We start from the raw sequence: 24,034 nt of genomic DNA, 5'->3' as shown, positions 1-24,034 counted from the left end.
AATGAATGACCTTAATCAAAGTGCTGAACAAAGTTATCAAGTTGATGTTCAGCTCCAAGACCCTGTTATTCGTGACTATTGTGTTTTTGAGCAGCCAACGCTGCCGTTTAGTTGCTTACTAGATCTGATCCTGCGGATTGCACTGAGTCGCGATGCAAAACTAAACGAGGATCAAACAGAATTAGTCATTAATCATTTGCACTATATTCGTCCAATCATTTTCAGGGGGTCTCAGAAGCATCATTTACGAGTGGTATTTCAGCCCATGGAATCGGAGGCGCGAATTACCAAAACTCGAATTACGGTGGCCAGCGCTGAAGCGGCTCAAGGTTCGGAAGACCAAGGCCACTGGCAAATTTGTTTGCATTGCCAGCTTGAAACAAAAAAGCTAGCAATGGAGGGGGCCGCTCGATCGCCTCTGCCCCAATCTTTGCTGCGTGATTTAGACAGTCATAAGCCTAGTGATGTTTGGCCACATCGGATCGCAGAATTGCAAGAATTGGGCTTGCAGTTAGGCGAGTTTTATCAAGGTCAAGGTGCTTTGTGGCGAACTGAAGAATGGCTTGTGACCCGGTGGCAACTTAGCTCACTGGCTGCGGGATATGGTCACAGTTTTCTGCTGCATCCGGCTTGGCTCACGGCGGCGCTGCTGATGCCGCTGGGCGAGGCGGCGATGGGGCGGCGGGGGATTCCGCTGGTGTCGGAGGTGGCTTCCTGTCGGGTTTGGCGGCCGGGGGTGGCGATCGACTATGCGGCAATACCGTTGCCCTGGTCGCAAGACCGCTTCGATCTGCTGTTGTTGTCGGCTGATGGTCAATTGGTGGCATCGCTGGGGGGGTGTGCTGTGTCTTGGGTGCAGAATGGGGCTGATTTCCTGGGCCGATCGGGGCCGGCGGCGGTGGGGCCTGGCCTCGATCGCCCATCTGACTCGCTGGGGGCTGGCTGGTCTCGGCCGGTCACCTTCACCTCTGCGGATCCGATGCTGCGAGATCATCGGGTGCGATCGCTCGGGGTGGTTCCGGGGGGCTATTTCTTAACGATGCTGTTGGCGGCTGGGGCGGCTGGGGCTGCCGGAGCGCCTGCCCCATCTCGATCACAGTGGCGTGATGTGCGGTTTTTGGCCCCGGCGGTGGTCGATCGCGACCCGTTAACCGTGATGTTGCAAACCGGCGGCCAAGGGGCCGAAGGGGAAATTTTCCAGATTGTGGACTCGGCGGGCCAGGTGTTTTGTCGGGCCACCCATGGCGGGCCGGCCAAGTCAGCCCCAGCCCTGTGGGAGCAAGCACCGGAGTTAACCGCCCAGACCATGGCGGCGGCAACGGTTTACGACGCGATCGCCCTGCGGCAATTTTTCTTGGGTCGAGGGTTGGACTATGGCTTCAGTTGCCAATGCCTAACCCAAGTGACGGTTTTGCAGGACTGGGCTTGGGGAGAGGTTCGGGAAACGGGGGGCGAAGACTGGGCGATCGTGGATGCGGCGTTTCAGGTGGCGGCCACGTTGCTGGCGAATGGGGCTAACCCAGTGGGTGCATTACCCCAGCCGACCGGTTCCTTGAATTCCCATGCTCCCCAACGGGAACCGAAACCAGAGCCGCCCTTGGAGCCGTTATTAGTGCCCTACGGCATCGATGCCTGCTGGCTAGATGGCTCGCTGGTGGATGTGCGGCGGATTGGGGTTCGCTGTACCCATCGCCGATCGCGCGGTGGGCAATTTGATTTGATGGGCTTGGATCGCCACGGCAATCAAGTGTTTCTAATTCAAGGGGGGCGGTTGCAAATGGCCCAATGGCAACCCGCGCAAGGGCAGCAACCGGCTGCACCCCATTCCGCCCCGCCCGATCGGGAACCCCCCTCAGAGCCGATCGACCCAGAGCCGTTGCGATGGTTCCAGCCCCAATGGCGACCTTGCCCCGTCCCGAACCTTGCCAGCGGAACGGTCTTGGAGGAAACGGGCTGGGGGTTGCTTTGCTCCGCTCAGGGGCCGGTTCCGGCGGTGATTCGCGAGGCGGTGAGCCTGGCCCACCGGGGACAGGTACTGGAGCAATGGCCCGATCGCTCCGATTCCGCCCCGACCATCACCACGGTTTGGTATTGGCCCGCGATCGGGGAGGAAGGGCCAATCTTGCTATGGCGGTTCCTGAAAACGCTTCAGGAGCGATTCCCCTCCCCAACGCCCTTAGCGCTACGGGTGATTACAACAGGGGCGGCGGCGGTGGAACCCACCGAAACCCCGCAACCGGATGCGGCGGCGATCGTCGCCTTGCTGCACAGTTTGGCGGCGGAGTCTCCCCATTGGCAGGTGGGTCGTGTGGATGTGGATGAGACGTGGCTGGCTAACGGCCAAGCGTCCTCCCTGCTGGCAGCTTTGGCGATTAATCTGTCGGCGGCTTCCCAGCGTTGTGAGCTGGCGCTGCGATCGAGCGGTCTCTATCGACGCGACCTGGTTGCTATCCCAGCCCCTCCCACGTCTGCAACCCCATCGCCCTTGCCCCTCAGACCCGGCGGGGTTTACGTGATTGCGGGTGGCGCAGGGGGGATTGGAGCGGCCCTGGCCCAGCGATGGGCCGCCAAGATCCCGGGACTGCGGCTGGTGTTGTTGGGGCGGCGGCCGCTGGATGCAGCGATTCAAGAACTCCTGCAAGCCCTGACCACCGCCGGAGCCACGGCCACCTATGAGGCGGTGGATATTACGGATGCGGCCGCGATCGAGTTCCTGTTTGCCACCTTGCGATCGCGCTATGGCGCAATCCATGGCGTGATTCATTCCGCCCTGGTGTTGCGGGATGGCCTGTTGGCACAAATGAGCGAGACCGACTTTCAGGTGGCTTTTGGGGTCAAATCCGCGGGCATCCGGGCCTTGGCCCAGGCCACGGTTCTCGATCGGCTGGACTTTTTCGCCTGTTTTTCGTCCTTGAATTCCTTCCTTGGCAATGCGGGCCAGGGGAATTACGTGGCCGGCTGTGCCTACCAAGATGCCTACATGACCCAGATGCAGCGGCAACGCCCGGCGGTTCACTGGGTGGTCTGTAACTGGGGCTATTGGGGCGAAAGCGGCCGGGTCACTGCGCCCATGTATCGCAAGCGGCTTCAGCGGCTAGGGATTGGGGCCATTGGCACGGAAGAAGGACTGGCCGCCTTTGAACAACTTCTGGCCAGCGATGCGACCCAAGTGGCCATCTTTCGAGGCACTGATGCCCTTTGCGATCGGCTCGGTTGTGTTGCCCGATCGCCTGAGGCCAGCGAGTCAGACCCGATCGTCACCATGGGAGCACCCCCAGCTCCCGATCGCCCGGAGATTGCTAGCGCCTTGAGTTCCTCGATCGCACCATCCACCGCCAATCCTGTCACCCAACCCACGGTCAACATCAGTGCTTTGGAAGTCCAAATTCGCGGCTTGGTGGCGGATTGTTTGGAAGTTGCCCCTGAGGAAATTGAGGCGGAGGGGCGGTTTGCGGACTATGGCTTGGACTCGATCAGCGCTGTGGATCTGATTCGATCGGTCAATCAAGCCTTTGGGTTAGAGCTGCGCACCACCGTGCTGTTTGACTATCCCACGGCCCGCAGCTTGGCCCAGCACTTGCAAACCCTGCCCAACTTGCAGGCTCCGTTGGAGTCGGTTCCCGCCGCCGTTGCGCCACCAAACTTGGCAACCCCCAATCTCCTCGCTGCCCCCGTTGCTTCGGTTTCCCCTGCGGCCCCTGCTCCCCCCAGCTTGGATGGGTTGGAAACTCAGGTGCGGGGCTTGGTGGCGGATTGTTTGGAAATTGCCCCCGAGGAAATTGAAGCGGAGGGGCGATTTGCAGACTATGGACTGGACTCGATCAGTGCTGTGGATCTGATTCGATCGGTCAATCAAGCCTTTGGGTTAGAGTTGCGCACCACCGTGCTGTTTGACTATCCCACGGTGCGCAGCTTGGCCCAGCACTTGCAAACGTTGCTGCCGGCGTTGCTGCCAATGGCTGTTGCGCCAACGGCTGATCCGGTTGCCAGTCAGCCTAATTTCACTCAGCCTAATTTCACTCAGCCCAATCCAGAAACTCGCCCGGCCGCTGGTTCCCCGATCGCCCCACCCATCCCCGACAACAGCCCGCCGGTCAGCGTCCCCAGCCCGACTCCCGATCGGCCCCGAGCCGCCCGATCGACCGCAGCAGCCATTCCCGAAGTTGACTTCTCATCCCTGACCTTCCCCAGAGCCGTTTGGTTAACGCAACCCGGCTCCGTGGCCCAAGTGCAGTGGCGATCGCAGCCCATCACTCCTCCGGCGGCGGATCAGGTGCAAATTGCCGTGCGCGCCGCCGCCCTCAACTTTGGCGACCTGCTTTGCATCAAAGGTCTCTATCCCACCATGCCGTCCTATCCCATGACTCCGGGGTTTGAGGTGTCGGGGGAAATCATTGCCCTGGGGGCCAATGTCCAAAACTTCCAAGTGGGCGACCAGGTGATGGCGCTGCTGGGGGAATCCTTGGGCGGTCTGGCGGAAATTGTGAACGCCGATGCGGTGCTGGCGGTGCGCAAACCCGCCACCGTCAGCCACGAAACCGCCGCGGCCTTCCCCGTCACTTGGCTGACGGCCCACCAAGCCATTGAGCGGGCCCGGCTGCAACCGGGAGAGCGCATTTTGATCCAAACGGCGGCGGGGGCCACGGGTCTTCATGCGGTGCGTATGGCCTTGGCGATCGGGGCGGAAGTGTTTGCCACCGCTGGCAGTGCCCATAAGCTGGACTATTTGCGCCAAATCGGGGTGCATCACGTCATTGCCTATCGAGACCTGGACTTTCAGACGGAAGTGATGCGCCTGAGCGAGGGGCGCGGGGTGGATGTGGTGATTAACACCCTGGCGGGGGATGCAATTCCCAAGGGCTTGCGGTGTTTGGCCCCCGGTGGGCGCTATGTGGAACTGGCCATGACGGCCTGGAAAACGTCGGCCGCCCTGGATCTGTCCACGTTGGTGGATAACCAATCGGTTTTGAGCTTGGATTTGCGGCGGTGGTTCCTGCGCCGATCGCCCGAAGTGCCCCTGGCGCTGGAGGCAATGGCCCAGGCCTTGGCCCAAGGGGCCGGCGAAGGCATGGTCGATCGCACCTTTTCGCTAGCGGAGGTGCGATCGGCCCTCGCTTACCTGGAAAGTCGGCAAAGCATCGGCAAAGTGGTGATTACGATGCCAACGCCCCCTGCCCCCAGCGCTCGCAACCTGCGCCGAGGTTCCGACAGTGCCGCCCTGGAAGGGGTGATGGAGGGGGCCGATCTCGCCATGCCCGAGCCGATCGCGATCGTGGGCATGAGTGGCCGTTTTCCCGATGCGCCGACCCTCAACGACTTTTGGCAAAACCTGCAACGGGGGGTTGGATCCTGTGGCCCGGTTCCCCCCGATCGCTGGGATCCCGAAGCCTTGGCCACCCAAACGGGCGATCCGGACTACCACCACTATTGCCGGGTCGGAGCTTTCTTAGATCGGGTTCACGATTGGGATCCGCTCTTTTTCCGAATCACCGGGGCAGAAGCGCAACTCATGAGTCCTGAGCAGCGGCTGTTCTTGACCGAAGCTTGGCAAGCCTTGGAGGATGCGGGCATTCCCGATCGACAGCTCAACGGCAGCGATTGCGGTATCTTTGTGGCCGCCGGAACCGGGGACTATGACCGCTGGTTGGAACAGGGGGGCGTGAACCCCGATGGCCATGTGTTGATTGGCAACAATGTGGCCATTTTGGGCGCTCGACTCGCCTACTTCCTGAACTTACAGGGGCCCTGCTTAACGGTGAATACGGCCTGCTCCTCGTCCTTGGTGGCGATCGACCTAGCCTGTCAGTCCCTGCGATCGGGCCGCTGTCAAACCGCGATCGCCGGGGGAACCTTCCTCATGCATACCCCCCAAATCCATCTGCTGTGCGGCAAGGCGGGAATGGTGTCGCCCTCGGGGCAGTTGCGGGCCTTTGCGGCCGGAGCCGATGGCTTTGTGCCCGGTGAAGGAATTGCCGTGGTGGTGCTGAAACGGTTGCGAGATGCCTTGGCCGAGGGCGATCGAATTCATGGGGTGATTCGGAGCATTAGTGTCAACCAAGATGGCTTAAGCAATGGCATCACCGCCCCCAACAGCCAAAGCCAAAGCGCTCTGCTCCGTCGGGTCTATGCGGAAGCCGACATTGACCCGGCCACCATTACCTATGTGGAAGCCCATGGCACGGGCACAGCGCTGGGGGATTCCATTGAGTTTGAAGCGATCACGCGCGCCTTTCGAGACAAGACGGCAGCCAACGAGTTTTGCGCCCTTGGCTTCGGCAAAACCAACATCGGTCACACCATCTATACCGCTGGTCTCGCGAGCTTGCTGAAAGTGCTGTTGGCCTTTAAACACCAACAAATTCCCCCATCCGCGAACTTCGAGACCCCCAACCCGGACATTCGCTGGGCGGACAGTCCGTTCTATGTGAACCGGGAACTGCTCCCCTGGCAACCGCCGGCCGGAATGCCGCGCCGAGCCGCAGTGAGTTCCTTTGGCTTCAGTGGCACGAATTGCCATCTGGTGTTGGATGAGCCACCGGCCGTGGCTCCGGCCCGCCTCAATCCGGCTGGTCACGCCCCGATCGCGGAGTTGTTTGTGGTTTCGGCCAAGTCAGAAGCCGCCCTGCAACGGCGGTGTCAGGATTTGGCAGATTTCCTGACGGCTAATCCGCAATTGTCGCTGCGGCGGTTGGCGGCCAACTTGGCCACCCGTCGCAGCCACTTCCGTTACCGTGTGGCTTGGGTGGCCGATCAACCGGCCACGCTCCAGGCTTATCTTCTGGCCCAGGCAGCGGCCCCTTGCCCGGGAGTGGAACCGTCGGCCGCCCCGATCGCGGCGGCGGGTTTGTTGGCGGGAGCCGCGATCGCCACGGGAGCCGGCCGCTGGCAAGTGTTGGAGTCCTTGGGCGAACTTTATCGAGCGGGCCATGACCTGGATTGGGAACGGCTCTATTCCAAGGCAGTGGCCTATCCCCTGGATTTGCCGGCCTATCCCTGGTTGCCGGTGCGCTGTTCGCCGCAATTTGCCCAGACCAGTTCCTTGCCGGTGGTCTCCGGGGCTGAGGATGGAGCAAGCGATCGATCGCCCGATCGCCCCGTTGATCCACCAGTCGATCCGCCAGTTGATCCAGCCGCCCATCAGTCAGTCGATCCGCCAATTGATTCGCCAGCCGCCCATCAGTCACCCGATCTCCCATCCCCAGAACAAGACACCGCCTACATTGCAGCCCTGGCCCAAGTGCGGCAACTGCTCGCCACAACCTTGGCCATTCCCCCCGATCTCCTCACCCGCTTTGAGCCTTGGAATCGCTTTGGCCTGGACTCGCTGCTGATCAAAAAACTGAATACCCGGTTGAGTCAAACCTTTGGCCCAGTGCCCCCGAGTCTGTTCTTTGAGCGGCGAAATCTGCATGAACTCACCCTATTTTTGCAACAGACCTATCCTGAACACTTTGCCAAATCCTTGGCCGGGCCTGAGTTACCCGATTTAACCGGATCATCAGAGCTGCCCAAGAATCAGGAACCCCCGAACCCGCCCCAGGCGACCCAAGACATAGGAATGCAGACCAATGGGGCCCATGAGGTTAACGGGATTCAAGCCAACGGCATCCATGAAACTAATGGGATTCATGCCAATGGGACTCACGCCAATGGAACCCATGCCCAGCCGATCGCACCCACCGGAACAAACCCCCAGGCGGAACCCCGATCGCTAGAGATTGCCGTGATTGGCATGGCGGGGCGCTATCCCGGTGCGCCAACGCTCCAGGATTTTTGGCAACAGTTGGCGGCGGGCCAGGAAGCGCTCCAAGAAGTGCCGCCCGATCGCTGGAACCATGACCTAATCTACGACCCGGATCCCCACAACCCCACCACCAGCTACACCCGTTGGGGCAGTTTTTTGGATCAGGTCGATCGCTTCGATGCCCTGTTCTTCGGCATTTCCCCCAAGGAAGCCGAGGCCATGGATCCCCAAGAGCGGCTGTTCCTGGAAGTCTGTTGGCACGCTTTGGAGGATGCGGCCTACGCGCCCTCTCGGTTAATGGACCGCCAAGGCCAAGGGCCCAAGGGCGGGGTCTTTGCGGGGGTGATTTGGGGCAGCTATCAACTGCTGGCCGCAGAAGCTTGGGCCCAAGGGCGGGTAGTTTCCGTTGGACCTTCCCATTGGGGCGTGGCCAATCGTGTTTCCCATGTGCTGAATTGGCACGGCCCGAGCCTGACCGTGGACACGGCTTGCTCGTCGTCCTTGGTGGCGGTGCATTTGGCCTGTGAAGCCATCCGGCGCGGAGAATGCGACTTGGCCTTGGCGGGGGGCGTGAATCTTTATTTGCACCCTTCCAAGTTTGTGACCATGAGCCAGCTACAGTTTGCCTCCCGGGATGGCCGTTGCCGCAGCTTTGGAGCCGGAGGGGATGGCTATGGGGCCGGCGAAGGAGTCGGGGCGGTGGTTTTGAAGCCGTTGGCCCAGGCGCGAGCGGATGGCGATCGAATCTACGGCATTATTCAGGGTTCCAGCGTCACCCACGGGGGGCGCACCCATGGCTACACCGTGCCCAACCCGCTGGCCCAGTCAGCGGCGATCGCCCAAGCGCTGGATCAATCGGGGTTTGCTCCCGAAACCGTCAGTTACATCGAGGCCCATGGCACGGGCACGGAATTGGGTGATCCGGTGGAAATGGCGGCCCTCAGCCGTGTGTTGGGGGGCAACCGACCCACCCCCTGCGCGATCGGCTCCGTGAAATCCAACATCGGCCATTCGGAATCCGCTGCGGGCGTTGCGGGCCTGATCAAAGTGCTGTTGCAGATGCAGCATGGGCAGTTGGTTCCGTCCCTCCATGCGGATCCTCCCAATCCCGCGATCGCCTTTGCGGAAATGGGTTTTCGGGTGCAGCGACAACTTGCGCCCTGGGTTCCCGTGGCCGGCTTGCGGCGGGCGGGCGTGAGTTCCTTTGGCGCAGGTGGCGTGAATGCCCATCTGCTTTTGGAATCGGTGACGGATGCCCAAGGCCAGCCCTCGGGCCCAGCCCCGACGGATCAGACTGCCCAAGTGCTGATTCCCCTGTCGGCGGCTAATCCCGATCGATTGCGAGTTTTGGTGGCGGATTTGGAAGCGGACTTGGCGGCCCATCCCGATCGACCCTTGGGGTCGATTGCGGCCACCCTGCAACGGGGTCGTGAACCCTTGGGAACGCGCTTGGCCGTTGTCACCCAGTCTGTGGACCAGTTGCGGCAATCCCTGCGATCGTGGTTAGCCGGCCAACCCGATCAATGGACATTTAGTGGCCAACTGCCCAGTCAGCGGATTCAGGCTCCTCCCGCTTTGATGCACGATTGCTGTTCCGTGACGCAAGCGCTACTGGAGCAAGGGGATTGGCTGGCCGTTGCGCCCCGGTGGGTGGCCGGAAACGAGGTGTCCTGGCCGGCCGTGGGTGAAATCATTTCCCTGCCTGGTTACCCATTCGCGCCGGAGCGGCACTGGTTGTCCGCCGGGGAGCCAATGCGCCGCCCCCAACGCCCGGAATTGCCCGTTGTGGAAGGGGTTGTCCTGGCCCAACGGGTTTGGCGGAATGATGTTGATGCCTTAGGGGGCGCTGGCCGAGGGGCGATCGTCCCTCCCGAGCCGATGACCTTGGTGCTGAGTTGCCCCGAGGGACAGGCGGCGGCTTGGGCCGAAACCTTACGGCATCGCTATCCCGCCGCCACCGTTATCCAAAATCCAGCGCCCAGCCAGACCTTGCCCCCGGGCCCCCTCCAGGGCTGGTATGTGGGGATTGGTGATGAAATCGAGAGCCTGTTGGGCCTTCTGCGGTTTAGCCAGACCTTCAGCCAAGGACTTGTAGACGATCGCCCCTTGACCCTGGTGGCGATCGCCCCTAACCCCACCGCCGCCATGCAGGCCGCCTTCTTGCGCACCCTGGTGGCGGAATATCCCCACTGGGCCGCGGTCTCCCTGGCGATCGGGGAACTGCCCACCGAACTGACCTTGGCTTGGCCCCCGGAAGTTCCCCTACCCCATCCCGGCCAGGCCCGGGAACTGGCTTTGCACAACGGTCACTGGCAAGAATGCCGGCTGGTGGAAATTGCCCTTGATCCTTCGGCCCCATCGGACAGCCGATCGCCCGGGCCCGGTTGGCGCAACGGGGGTGTTTATCTGATCACCGGGGGCTTTGGTGGCCTGGGTCAGCTCCTGGCGCGGTATTTGGCCCGGGAGTTTCAAGCCCGTTTGATCCTGCTGGGTCGCCAGCGGCTTGATCGGGAACGGGTGCGCTTCATCCAAGAGATCCAATCCTTGGGGGGCGAGGCCATTTATCTGAGTGCTGACCTCACCTGCTCCGAGTCCCTGGATGAGGCCCTGCGCCGGGCCCGCCAACGCTTTGGCCCCCTCCAAGGGGTGATTCATGGAGCCGGAGTCTTGGCCGATCAGGCCGTTGCCCTGAAGGATGAAGCCTCGTTCCGGCAGGTGTTGGCTCCGAAGGTGACGGGAACGCGCCGGTTGGCGGCGGCCACGGCCACGGATCCCCTGGACTTTTTCTTGCTGTTCTCATCGTTGGTCAGCGTCTTGGGCAACCCCGGCCAGGGAGACTACGCGGCAGCGAATGCATTTTTGAATGAATTTGCGGCCCAGGATCCTCGGCGCTGGGTGATTGGGTTGCCCCTGTGGCAGGACGGCGGAATGCAGATTCCTGCCGAACACTTGCACCATCTGCGGCAAACCGTAGGGCTGGCTCCGATGCCGACGGAGGCGGGGTTGGCGCTGTTGACGGCCTGGCTGGCTGCGGGGCCAGCGGCGTTGGTGGCGGCCTGGGGCGATCGGGCGTTGTTGCGCCGGTTTTTGGGCCTGGAATCGCAACCGGAATCGCCATCAGCACTGCAATCCACTGCTCGATCGGGTCTGGTATCCAACCCTCAGCCAACCCAAACCCCAAACCATGCCCCAAACCATGGCTGGGGATCCCACCCGGCGGCGGCGGCGGCCCAGGAGTCATTGCAAACGGAGCTACGAACCCTGTTTGGTCGGGAGCTGAAAATTGCCCCCGAACGGCTGGATCCGGAAGCGGGGTTGGATATCTACGGGCTGGATTCCGTGGCGGTGCGGCGATTAACGGCGCAGCTTGAAACGCGGTTTGGCCCCTTGCCCAAGACCCTACTCTTTCATCACAGAACCCTCCGATCGCTGGCGGAACACCTCCAAGCGCGATCGCCCCAACCCGCGATCGCCCCGGTGGCTGCCAGTGCCAACCCCGACCCGCTGCCCTTGGCGGCCGCTCCCGTCGATCGGGAAGCCACCCCGGAGCCGATCGCCATCATTGGCTGCCATGGCCGTTTTCCCGGTGCAGAAACCCTTGATCACCTTTGGACGTTGTTGGTCCAAGGGGGCGAGGCCATCACGGATGTGCCGCCCGATCGCTGGGATCATTCCCTGTTTTATGACCCCCAACCGGGGCAACTGGGCAAAACCTACGCCCGCTGGGGGGGCTTTTTGGATCAAGTAGATCAGTTTGACCCGCTCTTCTTTGGCATCACCCCGAAGGATGCTGAGTTGATGGATCCCCAGGAGCGACTGTTCCTCGAGTCCGCCTGGTTAGCTCTGGAAAATGCGGGTTATCGCCCGGATACCCTCGATTCGGACGATCCCGATCGCCCCCATGCCACCGGAGTTTTTGCCGGAGTGACCTGGGGCAGCTATCACCTGCTGGCCTTGGATGCTTGGCGGGCGGGGTTGCCCAGTTTCCCCAACTCGTCCTTTTGGTCGGTGGCGAATCGGGTGTCCTATACCCTGAATCTGCAAGGGCCCAGTATGCCCGTGGATACCGCCTGCTCTGCGTCCCTCAGCGCGATTCATTTGGCCTGCGAAAGCCTGCGTCGGGGGGAATGTCAACTGGCGATCGCTGGGGGCGTGAATCTCTATCTGCACCCCGTGAAGTATGTGCAAATGGCCCATCTGCGGTTTGCCTCAACTGATGGGAAATGCCGCAGTTTTGGGGCCGGTGGCGATGGCTATGTGCCCGGCGAAGGGGTGGGCACGGTGATTCTGAAGCCCTTGGCGGCGGCCCTGCGCGATCGAGACCCGATCCAAGCCGTGATCCGGGGCAGTGCCATGAATCACGGGGGCAAAACCAATGGCTACACCGTGCCCAATCCCCAAGCCCAAGCCCAAGTGGTGCGCCTGGCGTTGGAACGGGCCCAGCTCGATGCCCATCACCTGTCCTATCTGGAAGCCCATGGCACCGGAACCGCCCTGGGCGACCCGATTGAAATGGATGGCCTGCAACTGACCTTTGCGCGGGATGCCCAAGTGCAGCCCGGCCATTGCGCGATCGGGTCGATCAAATCCAACATTGGTCACCTGGAATCGGCGGCGGGCATTGCGGGGTTGTGCAAAATCCTGCTGCAACTGAAGCATCGCCAATTGGTGCCCAGTTTGCATTCTGATCGACCCAATCCGGCGATCGACTTTGCGCACAGTCCTTTCCGGTTGCAACGAACCCGATCGCCTTGGGCAGGGCCCAGCCCGCTCCGGGCGGGCCTCAGCAGCTTTGGGGCAGGTGGGAGCAATGCCCATCTGATTGTGGAGGAAGCCCCCGCCACTGTTCGATCGGGATCAGAGTCACCGCGATCGGCACCGGCGGAACTGATCATTCTGTCGGCCCGCACGCCGCAACTGCTGCGGATCACGGCCCAGAACCTCGCAAACTTCCTCCAAAACCATCCCACGATCAACCTGGCCGATGTGGCCTTCACTTTGCAAGTGGGCCGGCGACCCGCGGCCCAGCGGTTGGCAATTGTAGTTGATTCGATCGCCCAATTGCAGCGGGCTTTAACTGCCTATGGCCAAGGTCAAACCCAGGACGATGGCACAACCAACCGGTGGCTGGGGGAAGTGCAGCCCGGTCAACCCGTTCCGCCCCCGTTAACCGCCGTTGATCTCGCTGATCAATCCGCCCTATCCGCCCTTGCCCAGCATTGGATCCAAGGCGGCTCCGTGGATTGGACTGCCCTGCCGCGGCCCGTTTCGCCCGTGCGCTTGGCCCTGCCTGGATCGCCGTTCGATCGACGACGCTGCTGGATTCCTCTCCCCGAGCCGGTTGCGCCGTCATTAGCTCCTGAAGAATTGGCCCCTGAGCGATTGGCCCCCGAGTCGCCCCCGGTGTTGTCGGACATGACGAATGGGGAACAGGCCCCCGCGCCCGATCGCCCCTGGAGCGTGAGCCAAACCATTGACTCCCATAACCCGATCGCCCAAGAACACCAGGTGAGCGGCCGCCCCACCTTGCCGGGATCTGCCCTGTTGGATCTGGTGGCCGAGACCATTCGCCAGGGGGACGGGGCCGCCGCTTGGGGAACCGTTGGCGGGTTTGCTGAGGTGACCTGGATGCGCCGGGCCGAAGTGCCAGACCAGGGCCTGACGCTGCGAGTTGCCTTGACCGCCAGCGCCGATCGGATTCGGTTCACTGTGGAGAATGCCCAAGGAATCGCCTATGCCTCGGGTCAGGCCCTCCGGGCGATCGAGCGGCCCCCTGCCCTCCCCGCCGAGTTTGCTGATTTGTTGGGAGCCAAGGGGCAACCGCTATCGATTCAGGAGTTCTACAAAATCTTTGACCAAACGGGCGTGGCCTATGGGCCCAACTTCCGGGGCGTTCAGCAGGTTGAATGGCTCCCGGGCGGCACGCGGGCCCAACTGGCCATTCCGCCTCTCACCGTGCCGGTTTTCAGCCCCATGGGCCAACGGCTGGACATGGTTTGGCAAACGGTACAGGCGGAATTGCAACGCCAGAGCGATCACCATCAGCTCTGGCTGCCGTTCATGGTCGAGTCGGTGCAGTGGTTTGGCCCTTGGCCCGCGGCCGGAACGGTGCTGGTGCGATCGAGTCCCCTCGGTTCAGCTTCGGCCACGGCGGCCGATGAACAGGCCCTACGGCGGTTCCACTTGGCCCTGCTGGATCCCCAAGGGCAGTTAGTGGCGATCATCCGCAACTTCTGTGTCAAGGCCGTGAAGGCCAGCAGTGCCGTTCCGCCGGTGCAAGCGGTGGTTCCGTCGGCCTTGCCACCCCCCAGCCTGGAGCGGGAATTGCTCACGGTGCTCGCGGAACTGGCCCAAGGAGAGCAATCCCTAGAAGAAACCGATCGCCAACTGGCAACCCTTTTGAGTCGTGCAGTCAAGGTAGAGCCGTAACCATGAACCGGGTTGAGATTTTAAAACAAGTCCAAATGGGACAACTGTCCCCCCAGGAGGCAGCCCGTCGCTTGGCCGTGGGGGAGACGCAGGCTGAGGTTCAACCCCAGGGTGCTCCGCAATTACCCTTGACGGATTTGGATCTAACCGGTGTGCTCTATCGTCCGGCTTGGCATTTGCTGTCGGCTCCGACTGTGCCGCCGGCCACCGCAACGGTTACCCCGGTTTGGATTTATGGGGCAGCGGTTGAGGCGGCTCAGGAAATTCCGGGCGATCGCCCCTCGATCAACGGGGTCAAGCCGGATGTCCAGCGCTCCGACCCCCATTCCCGCGACCTACAGCACGCATGGATTCAGCAGCTCGCGACGGTGCTGGGCCCCTCGGCTCAGTTGCGATCATGGGCCACTGATTCAGCCTCCGAAGCGGCCTTGAGGGCGGAGTTGCAAGGGGCGATCGAGCCGCTCACCATTCTTTGGGTCGATCGCGAGCCGAGCACCGATTGGCAGTCACCCGCTTCAGCTTTGGCCACCCTCGAAGCGGAAACCATTCCCGCCCTGCTGCGCCTGATTCGGGCCATCCATCACCAGGGCAAAGCCGCCAACCTCACCCTGAAGCTGATCACCTTCAATACCCACCGGGTGCTGGATTCGGAACAAACCTCGCCCCCCAACTTGCCCATGGGAGCCGTCTTGGCGGGGATGGTCAAAGTTCTGCGGCGGGAATATCCCAGCCTGCGGGTCACCGGTTTTGACCTCGATCTTTACGATCCCCATTGGCAGAACGCCACCACGGCCGCCGCTGGTTTCCAACAACTGCTGGCGGATCCGGGGGATCCCTGGGGCCGCGCGATCGCCTGGCGACGGGGCCGGCGGTTTGTGCAAACCCTCGCCCAACTCTCCGGCCCCAGCCCCACCACGGGCGGCTCCCAGCCTAGCCCCATGCTGACTCCCCGGGGGGTGGTGGTGATTGCGGGCGGCACGGGCGGCATTGGGCACACCATTGGCCAATGGCTGGCGGAGCAGTGCCAATCGCGGGTGGTGTTGCTGGGCCGGCGGGCCCTGAACGAGACCATTCAACAGCAACTCACCCAAATTCAACAGGCGGGCGGCGAGGCGATCTATCTACAGGCGGATATGACCGATCCGCAGCAACTGCATCAGGCGTTTCAAACCGCGCTCGATCGCTTCGGTCAAATCGATGCGGTCATCCACTCGGCCCTGATTCTGGAAGATAGCGCTCTCCATCGGCTGACGGAGGCGGCGGCGGCCCGTGTGTTGGCTCCCAAGGTGGCGGGATCCCTGTACCTATCCCAGGCGGCGATCGCCTCCGGGGCCAAGCTGTTGGTTTTCTTCTCCTCGGCCAATGTGTTTTATGGCACGCCGGGCCAAGCCAACTACGTGGCCGGTGGCACGTTCAAGGATGCCTGGGCGGGTCAGTTGGCCGGCTCCGGTTTGATTCAAGCGCAGTGCCTGAATTGGGGGTTTTGGGGAGAGGTGGGCATTGTGGCCTCCCCCGACTACCGGGCCCGCATGGCACAACTGGAGGTGGCGGCCATTGACTGCGCCCTCGGGTTGGCGGGGTTTGCTTGGATGCTGGGCAGTGGTCTGCGTCAGGCCCTGGTTTTGCGCTGTGGGGAGGCGATGCGCCGGGAGTTGGGGCTAACGGGCGATCGCCCCGTGCAAAGTCAACTGCCCGATGCCGGAGCCTACCTATCGGCGGCCCTGACCCGCATGGGCGATCGGACGGATCCGGTGGCGGATCAGGCCCTGGCTGAATCCTTGGCGGTCTTGGAGGAAGTGAGTCAGTTGGCGCTGTTGGCGGCTTTTCCGCAGCGCTCTGACCTGGCCACCACCCACGAAGGGGCCCGGGCCCTCAGTTTGTCCCTGTTTCCCCTGTGGGAAGCGGCGGCGGCCCGACCCGGCTGGCGCGACCAGGCCGCCCAGTGGGAATCGGTGCGCGATCGGGTGGCCCAGCAGTTTCCCGAACTGACTCCCCATCTCCAGTTGCTATCCGCCTGTGTGGCGCAATATCCCCGGCTGTGGCGGGGGGAAGTGGCGGGCCATGAAATTTTGTTTCCCCAGGGTTCCAGTGAGCTGGTGGCTCCGGTCTATGCCAGTGGGTCTTTGGCCCAGCGCATGAATGCCACGGTGGTGGCGGTGTTGGCGGCCTGGCAAGCGGAACGGGGCCCCGATCGCCCCCTGCGGATTCTGGAAATTGGAGCAGGCACGGGAGCCACGGCCGCCGTCGTTTTGGCAGCCCTGCAAGATCACCCGCAACTCAGCTACGTTTTCACCGATATTTCCCCTGCCTTGGTGCGCCGAGCCACCGATCGCCTGGGTCACTATCGCGGCTGCCAGTTCCAAACCTTGAACATTGAACAAGACCCGATCGCCCAGGGATTCACTCCGGGGAGCTTCGATGTGGTCTTGGCGGCCAATGTGCTCCATGCCACGGCGAATATGGATGCCACCCTGAGCCGGGCGAAGTTGCTGCTGGGCAACCATGGCCTGCTGATTTTGGCGGAAGCCACCTCCAGCCAGCTTTTCTCGACCATGACCTTTGGGGTCACCAAGGGCTGGTGGGCCCACGACCCTGACCAACAACGCCTGCCCGGGGGCCCCCTGTTGGATCCCCAAGGTTGGGAAGCCCATTTGGTCAGCACAGGGTTTCAAGGGGTTCGGGCGATCGCCCTCGGATCCCCAGCGGCCAGCGCGATCGGCCCGGTCAGTGCGCCCTATCACGTGATTGTGGCGGAAAGTGACGGTTGGATTCCCGAAACGGCCCTGCTCCCGATCGCCCCCCGGTTGGCCACTGATCCCGGTGCGAACCCGCGCACCCAGGCCAGTACCGAAAGCACCAATGGTGCAAATAACGCGAATAACGATCCCAACACAAAGGCCCCTGCGGGCCCAGAATCTGGGCGATCGCCCCAATCGGCCGCCAGTCATCGGGCAACCCTGAAGGGAATTTTTGCCCAAGTTTTGAAAATGGATCCCGCCGAACTGGCCACCGAGGCCACCTTTGAGGCGATGGGGGTGGATTCGCTGACGGTGTTGCAGTTAACCGAAGCCCTGGAGCGTCACTACGGGTCTCTGTCCAAAACCTTGCTCTATGAATACCCCACCCTGAGCCGCTTAGGGGCTTATTTCGATCAAAACCATGCTAGTTCCTTGCCCCCGGCCCCCAGTCCCGCGTTAACCAGTCCAACGCTCCCTCCCTCACCGTCTAGCCATTCGGTGTCAACCCCTTCGATCGCGATCGACTCCCCGGTGACTAGCTCCCCGGTGTCCAAAACGCCCGCGATCGACCCGGTGGCTCCCGATGTTCCCAATGTGGCCCCCGTCACCACCGAGGAACCCGATCGCCCCCCGGTGGCCCCCGAAGCAGCGGCCATGGCGGCCATGGACTCACTGCCCACCAACGGTGACCAACCCTTGGCGATCGTGGGGCTGGCGGGTCGCTATCCCCAGGGCGAAACCTTGGAAGCCTTCTGGCAAACCCTGGCCGCAGGTCGCAGCGCCATTCAAGAAGTGCCCGCCGATCGCTTCGATTGGCAGCAGATTTTTGACCCTCAAGGGGGCGATCGCCAGAGCTACAGCCGCTGGGGTGGGTTCATTCAGGACGCGGATAAATTTGACGCGGCCTTCTTTGGCATCTCCCCCCGGGAAGCACGGGACATGGATCCCCAGGAACGGGTGTTTTTAGAAACCGTTTGGGCCTGTTTGGAAGATGCGGGCTATCCGCCCCAGCGCCTGAAGGCGGCCGTTCGCCGGGCCAAGGCCGAGGGCGATCGGGCGGGGCGGCGGTTGCCGGGGAATCGCAATGATGTGGGGGTCTTTGCGGGAATTACCTACAGCAACTACCAGCTCTACGCGATCGAGCAGTGGCAACGGGGGCAACGGGCCGGGGCCCATGCGGCCTTTTGGTCCGTGGCCAATCGCACCTCCTGGCTGTTTGACTTCCAAGGGCCCAGCGTGAGTGTGGATACGGCCTGCTCCTCCTCGTTGGCGGCGATTCACTTGGCCTGTGAAAGCATTCGGCGGGGTGAATGTCGAGCTGCGATCGCAGGCGGGGTGAACCTGATTTTGCATCCCCTGCACCTGGTGAACCTCAGCCAGTTGCGGATGCTCGCGCCCGGTGACCAATGCCGGGCCTTTGGGGCAGGGGCCAACGGGTTTGTGGATGGTGAAGGCGTGGGGGCGATCCTGATTCGTCCCTTGGCCGATGCCCTGGCGGCGGGCGATCGAATCCGGGGCGTAATTTTAGGATCGGCCATGAACTCCGCCGGCCGCACCCAGGGCTATACCGTACCCAATCCCCTGGCCCAAGCGGATTTGATTTTGGATGCCTTGGAACAGGCGGAGGTTGATCCCGCCACGATTCAATACGTGGAAGCCCATGGCACAGGAACCGCCCTCGGGGATCCGATCGAGATTCGGGGTCTGACGGAGGCTTGGCGCAAACACACCGCCGCCAACCAAATTTGTGCGATCGGCTCCGTCAAGTCCAACATTGGCCATCTGGAATCGGCGGCGGGCATTGCCGGTTTAACCAAAATTCTTTTGCAGTTCCAGCATCGCGAACTGGTGCCTTCTCGCCACAGCGAAACGCCAAACCCACTGATTCCGTTTGCGGAAACTCCGTTTTATCTGCAAACCGATCGCACCCCTTGGCCAACCGAAACTCACCGCCCAAGGCGGGCGGCCCTCAGCAGCTTTGGAGCCGGGGGAGCCAATGTGCATCTGATTGTGCAAGAGGGGCCGGAGTCTGTCCGGCGGGAGTTGTCGCCGGTTTCCGGTTCCGCAACGCCCCTCCCCGCAGGCGATCGCGCCGTTGGCGGGGCCATTAACGGGGCCGTTGACGGGGCAACCGATGCCGGAACGGTCGCAACCGCAGCAACCACCGAAATCCCCGAAGAAATCATCGTTGTTTCAGCCAAATCCGCCGCCGCCTTGCGGGCCCAAGTGGAGCAATTGCTGCAACATCTGCGGGATTTATCCCCCGATGGTGATGCTTGGCGCGATTTTGCCTGGACGTTGCAGGTGGGCCGGGCCGCCATGCCCCATCGTTTGGCCCTGGTGGCGGCCTCGGCGGCGGACTGCTGTGAACAGTGGCAGGCCTTTTTGACCGAAGCGGCCCTGCCTCAGGGGTGGGTGGGCCGCGTTACGCCCCAAAGCCAGGAGGCCGCCGAGGCCGAGGCTCCCACCTTGCCCGACCTTTGGGCCGCGCGGCGCTACGCCAAAATTGCCCGGTGGTGGGTTCAAGGGGGCGATCCCGACTGGGAAGCCTTGCCCCGATCGCAGCCCCGCCGTCTGTTGACCCTGCCCACCTATCCCTTTGAACGAGTGCGCTACTGGCCCGTGGAGGCGGATGAAGAGTTGATGTTTGCTCCCTCTGGATCGTCTGCTGGATCGTCCGCTGCCCCTCAGCCGATCGATCAGTTCATTGAACAGCCCACTGATCAAGAAGACTTTCGCCTGTTGGTGCCGCGTTGGTTTGCGGCTCCTCTGCCCGTGGCCCCATCCCAACGGCCCGGGCTGCATTTGATTGTTCAGCGATCGCCCTCCCCTTGGGCCGAAGCCCTAGCCCAGCACTATCGCAGCTTGGGGGAAACCAGCCAGGTGCTGACCCTCAATCCCTTAGCGGGAGAAACCCTGTGGCGCAATTGGCTGGCCCAGACGACCCCGATCGCCAGCATTGACTTTTTGGGAATGATGGATGCCTGCGACTGGCAGGACGCGGTGGATGATTCCTGGGCGTTCCTACAAGGCATTCAGGTCTTGGCCCACCGTCACGATCCGCTGCCCCTGTTGCGCATTGTGACCCAAAGGGCCCAATCGGTGGTTCCGGGCGATCGCCTCATGCAGCCTTGGGCCGCACCGGCGATCGGCTTGGGCCGGGCCTGCCGCGCTGAATGCCCCAGCTTGCCCGTGGTTTGCGTTGATTTAGAGGCAACGGATCCCGCCCCAGCGGCGGCCCAAATTGTTGGGGAACTGGGGAGCGATGGGGCGCTGGAGGTGGCCTGGCGATCGGGTGAGCGTTGGGTGCGGGGCATGGCTGAGGCGGAACCGACCCCGGCCACTGCGAATCCCGATCGATCCCAAGGTTCCGCGATCTCGACCCTGCGGGATCGGGGTGTTTACCTAATTGTGGGCGGTGCATCTGGGGTCGGGCTGGAGGTGGCCCAATGGCTGGCGGATCAGGTGCGGGCCCGGTTGGTGTTGCTCGGGCGATCGCCCCAAGGAGAGTGCCAAACCCAGGCGATCGCCCAAATTCGTCAACGGGGCGGCGATGCCCTGTATCTACAGGCGGATGTGAGCGATCGGGCGGCGTTGCGGGCGGCCCTGACCCAGGCCCGACAACAGTTTGGCCCCATCGCCGGGGCGATCCATTCCGCCATGGTTTTGGATAATCATCCCCTGACCGCCATGCCGGCCAAGGCCTATCGCACCGTGCTCGCCCCCAAGGTGGCCGGCAGCGTGGCCCTGGTCGAGGCCCTGCGCGAAGATCCCCTAGACTTCGTTTTATTCTTCTCCTCCCTGGCTTCCTTTGCGCCCACGCCGGGCAGCGCCAACTATGTGGCCGCCTGTGCCTTTGAAGATGCCTTTGCAACCTATCTCCAGGATGTGCAAGGCCTGTCTGCCTCGGTGATCAATTGGGGATTTTGGGGAGATGTGGGCCAACTGTCCACGGAAGCCGGCCGCACCCGCCTCGCCCAATGGGGGGTGCAGGCCATGGGGCGTGCCCTGGGCCTGCGATCGTTCGCCATGGTTTGGCAACGGGGCCTGCGCCAGTCCCTTCCCCTGCGGGCTTCTGCCAAGGTGCTGGATCTGCTGGGATTCCGACCGTCAGCCCCTTTGGCGAATCACGGGGCTGACTCGGGGCCGACGGTGGCCGATCCGGGCCAAGCAGCCCGGTTGGCAGCCCAAGACTACGTGACCCGATCGACCCTGGATGTGCCTCGCTATATCCAAGCCCTGGAGGAACTCGACGACCTCAGCCGCTGGTATCTGATTCGCGTTTGGGTGGAGTTTGATCTGTTTCCGGCCCCGGGAGAGTGGCGAACTCTGGAGCAGTTGCGACAACGGCTCTATCGATCGCCCAAATACGAGCGCCTTTTGAAGGCCCACTGCAACCTGCTGGCGGCCCAGCAAGTGTTGGAACTGCGGGGAGATGGGGAAGCGGTTCGATCGGGCCCAGCCCTGCCGGCGATCCGGGCCGCCCTCGGCCCCACGACCCTGGCGGAGCGCCACCGGGATTTTGTGCAGCGCTACCCAGACATGGTGGGTTTCACTCGAGTCCTGGAGGCCTGTTTGACCGTGGCGGACTACGGGGCCGTTCTGCAAGGGCAGAAATTGGCCACGGAAATCTTGTTCCCTGGCTCATCCCTGGATTTGGTGACGGGGATGTATCGCGACAATCCCTGGGTGGATCACTTTAACCAGGTGTTGGCGGCGGCCTTGGGCGGCGGGATGGCGGCCCAACCGGGGCGGCCCCTGCGGGTTTTGGAAGTGGGTGCGGGAACCGGTTCCACCACGCAATTTACGCTACCGGCCGTGGCGGCCCTGGCCGATCGGCTGGTGTATGACTTCACCGACGTGTCCCAAAGCTTTTTGCAGGCGGGTAAGGCGGCCTTTGGCCAGACCTATCCTTTCATGCAGTTTCGGCTGTTTGATCTCGATCGATCCGCCGAAGCCCAAGGCTTTGAATTGGGGGTCTACGACGCGATCGTGGCGACCAATGTGGTTCACGCCACGCGCCAAATTCAGCAATCGCTCAGTCACCTTGCCCAACTGCTCAAACCCGGTGGCCTGTTGCTGCTGAATGAGCTAACCCGCAAATCGGACTGCCAAACCATCACCGTCGCCCTGCTGGATGGGTGGTGGGCCTTCGAGGATCCGGCGGTGCGCCTGGAACATTCCCCCCTGCTGCCTCCCCAAAACTGGGTGCAACTGCTGGCGGAGGCCGGGTTAACGGTCAGCTCCCCCCCTGGCTCAACGGCCAAGTCGGGCCTGGGCAATGCCTATCAACAGCTCTTCATTGCGGCCCGGACTGCGGCCGCCAGCCCCCCGGTGGTGGCTCCTGTCTTGGTTAGTCCCGCCGCCAATTCCCCTGCCCCGATCGCTCCTGCCCCGATCGCCCCTGCCCCGATCGTTCCTGACGATCGCCCCTCTCCCGCGCGCATTTTGGCCATTAGTCAAGAGTTGGGGCAAATGATCGCGGCGGTGCTGGAGATGGATCACCACCCGGATCCTGAGCAAACGTTTTCGGATTTGGGGGTGGACTCGATCCTGTCTTCCCAGATTGCCCGGCGCATCAATGCCCGGTTTGGCAGCGAGATTGCCCCCACGGATTTTTATCGCTATGCCACGCCCCTGGAGATGGCCACCTATTTGGAATCCCAGGTGGCGGCAACCCCGGCTCCGACAGCACCGGCCCCGCCGCCAGTGGTGGATCCGGTGATCAGTCCAGCCCGGATCGAGCCATCGCTGGGTTCAGGGGTGGCGGCGGAACTGACGGCAGCCGCTCCTGTGGGTATGGCCGCTCCTGCGGGTATGACTGCCGGGAATTCCCAGGTCGCCAGGCCGCAAACCCCGGTCGGAACCGCTCCCGACCGCACCGGAACAGAGGCGATCGCGGTGATTGGTCTCTCCTGCCGGTTCCCCGGGGCCCGCAATGCGGATGAATTTTGGGACGTGCTGCGATCGGGACAAACGCCCTTCTCAGACCTGACCGAACGGTGGGGCACTGTGAGCGATCGGCCCCTGCGAGGGGGGTTGTTGCCCGATGCCCTGGCCTTTGATCCGCTCTTTTTCCGGCTGTCTCCTCGGGAAGCGGCCCAAATGGATCCCCAACAGCGGGTTTTCCTAGAAGAGGCTTGGAAGGCGATCGAGGATGCTGGGTATGCTCCCGAATCCCTTGCAGACACGCGCTGTGGCGTTTACGTGGGAGCCGCCCACAACTTCTATGGCCTCGATAGCCAGGACGGCCAGAACGGATCGGCCAACCGCGAACCCAACGCCATGGCTTCCTTAGGATCCTCCATGGCCATCTTGCCTGCGCGGATTGCCTATCACCTCAACCTCAAGGGCCCGGCGATTCCCGTGGATACCGCCTGTTCTTCCTCCCTGGTGGCCTTGCATTTGGCCTGTCAGGGATTGCTGCAAGGGGATTGTGATTTGGCCCTGGCCGGCGGGGTGGCCCTGCTGTTGCTCTCGCCCAGGGTGCATCAATTTTTGGACTACAGCGGAATGCTGTCGGCCACTAATCAATGCCGGCCCTTTGACCAGTCTGCCAATGGGTTTGTGCCGGCCGAAGGTTGCGGGGTGGTGATGTTGAAGCGCCTCAGCGAGGCCCAACGGGACGGCGACCCAATCTATGGGGTGATTCGGGCTTCGGGCATGAACCAGGATGGGCGCTCCAATGGGATTACGGCTCCCAATGTCCAAGCCCAAACGGAACTGGAACAGGCCCTCTACACCAAGGGGCAAATTGACCCCAGCACCCTGAGCTATGTGGAAGCCCATGGCACGGGCACAAAACTGGGCGACCCGATCGAGCTGCAAGCCCTCACGAAGGCGTTTCGGCATTGGACCGATGCTAAGCAGTTCTGTGCGATCGGCTCGGTGAAGGGCAACATTGGCCATGCCATGGCAGCGGCGGGGATGGCGGGCTTCATCAAAGTGCTCCTGAGCTTGAAGCATGAGGCCTTGCCCGCTTCATTACATCTGCAAACACCCAATCCGGCCTTTGATTGGCAGCAGTCCCCGTTTTATGTGCCCACACAGCCGCAGCCCTGGCCGCGCCAGGGGGATCGTCCCCGGCGGGCGGCCTTGAGTGCCTTTGGCTTCAGCGGCACGA

General features: G+C 62.6%; 2 protein-coding genes (1 of these 2 cut by a window edge). Both read left to right on the top strand.

Annotated elements, in window-relative coordinates; genetic code table 11:
* Nucleotides 1-265: 265 nt before the first annotated feature.
* Nucleotides 266-14,173 carry an SDR family NAD(P)-dependent oxidoreductase gene (locus tag H6G53_RS15200; protein WP_347343151.1) on the top strand — a complete coding sequence of 4,636 codons (13,908 nt, stop codon included), beginning with the start codon at nucleotides 266-268 and terminating at the stop codon, nucleotides 14,171-14,173.
* 2 nt (nucleotides 14,174-14,175) lie between these two features.
* Nucleotides 14,176-24,034, top strand: partial view of an SAM-dependent methyltransferase gene (locus H6G53_RS15195; RefSeq protein ID WP_190534407.1) — the beginning only. It continues 19,124 nt past the right edge of the window; 9,859 of the gene's 28,983 nt are visible here — the first part of the coding sequence; its start codon is at nucleotides 14,176-14,178; its stop codon lies beyond the right edge, outside the window.

Source organism: Limnothrix sp. FACHB-406 (genome assembly GCF_014698235.1).
GTDB lineage: Bacteria > Cyanobacteriota > Cyanobacteriia > CACIAM-69d > CACIAM-69d > CACIAM-69d.
This window is presented reverse-complemented; position numbering and strand designations above follow the sequence as displayed.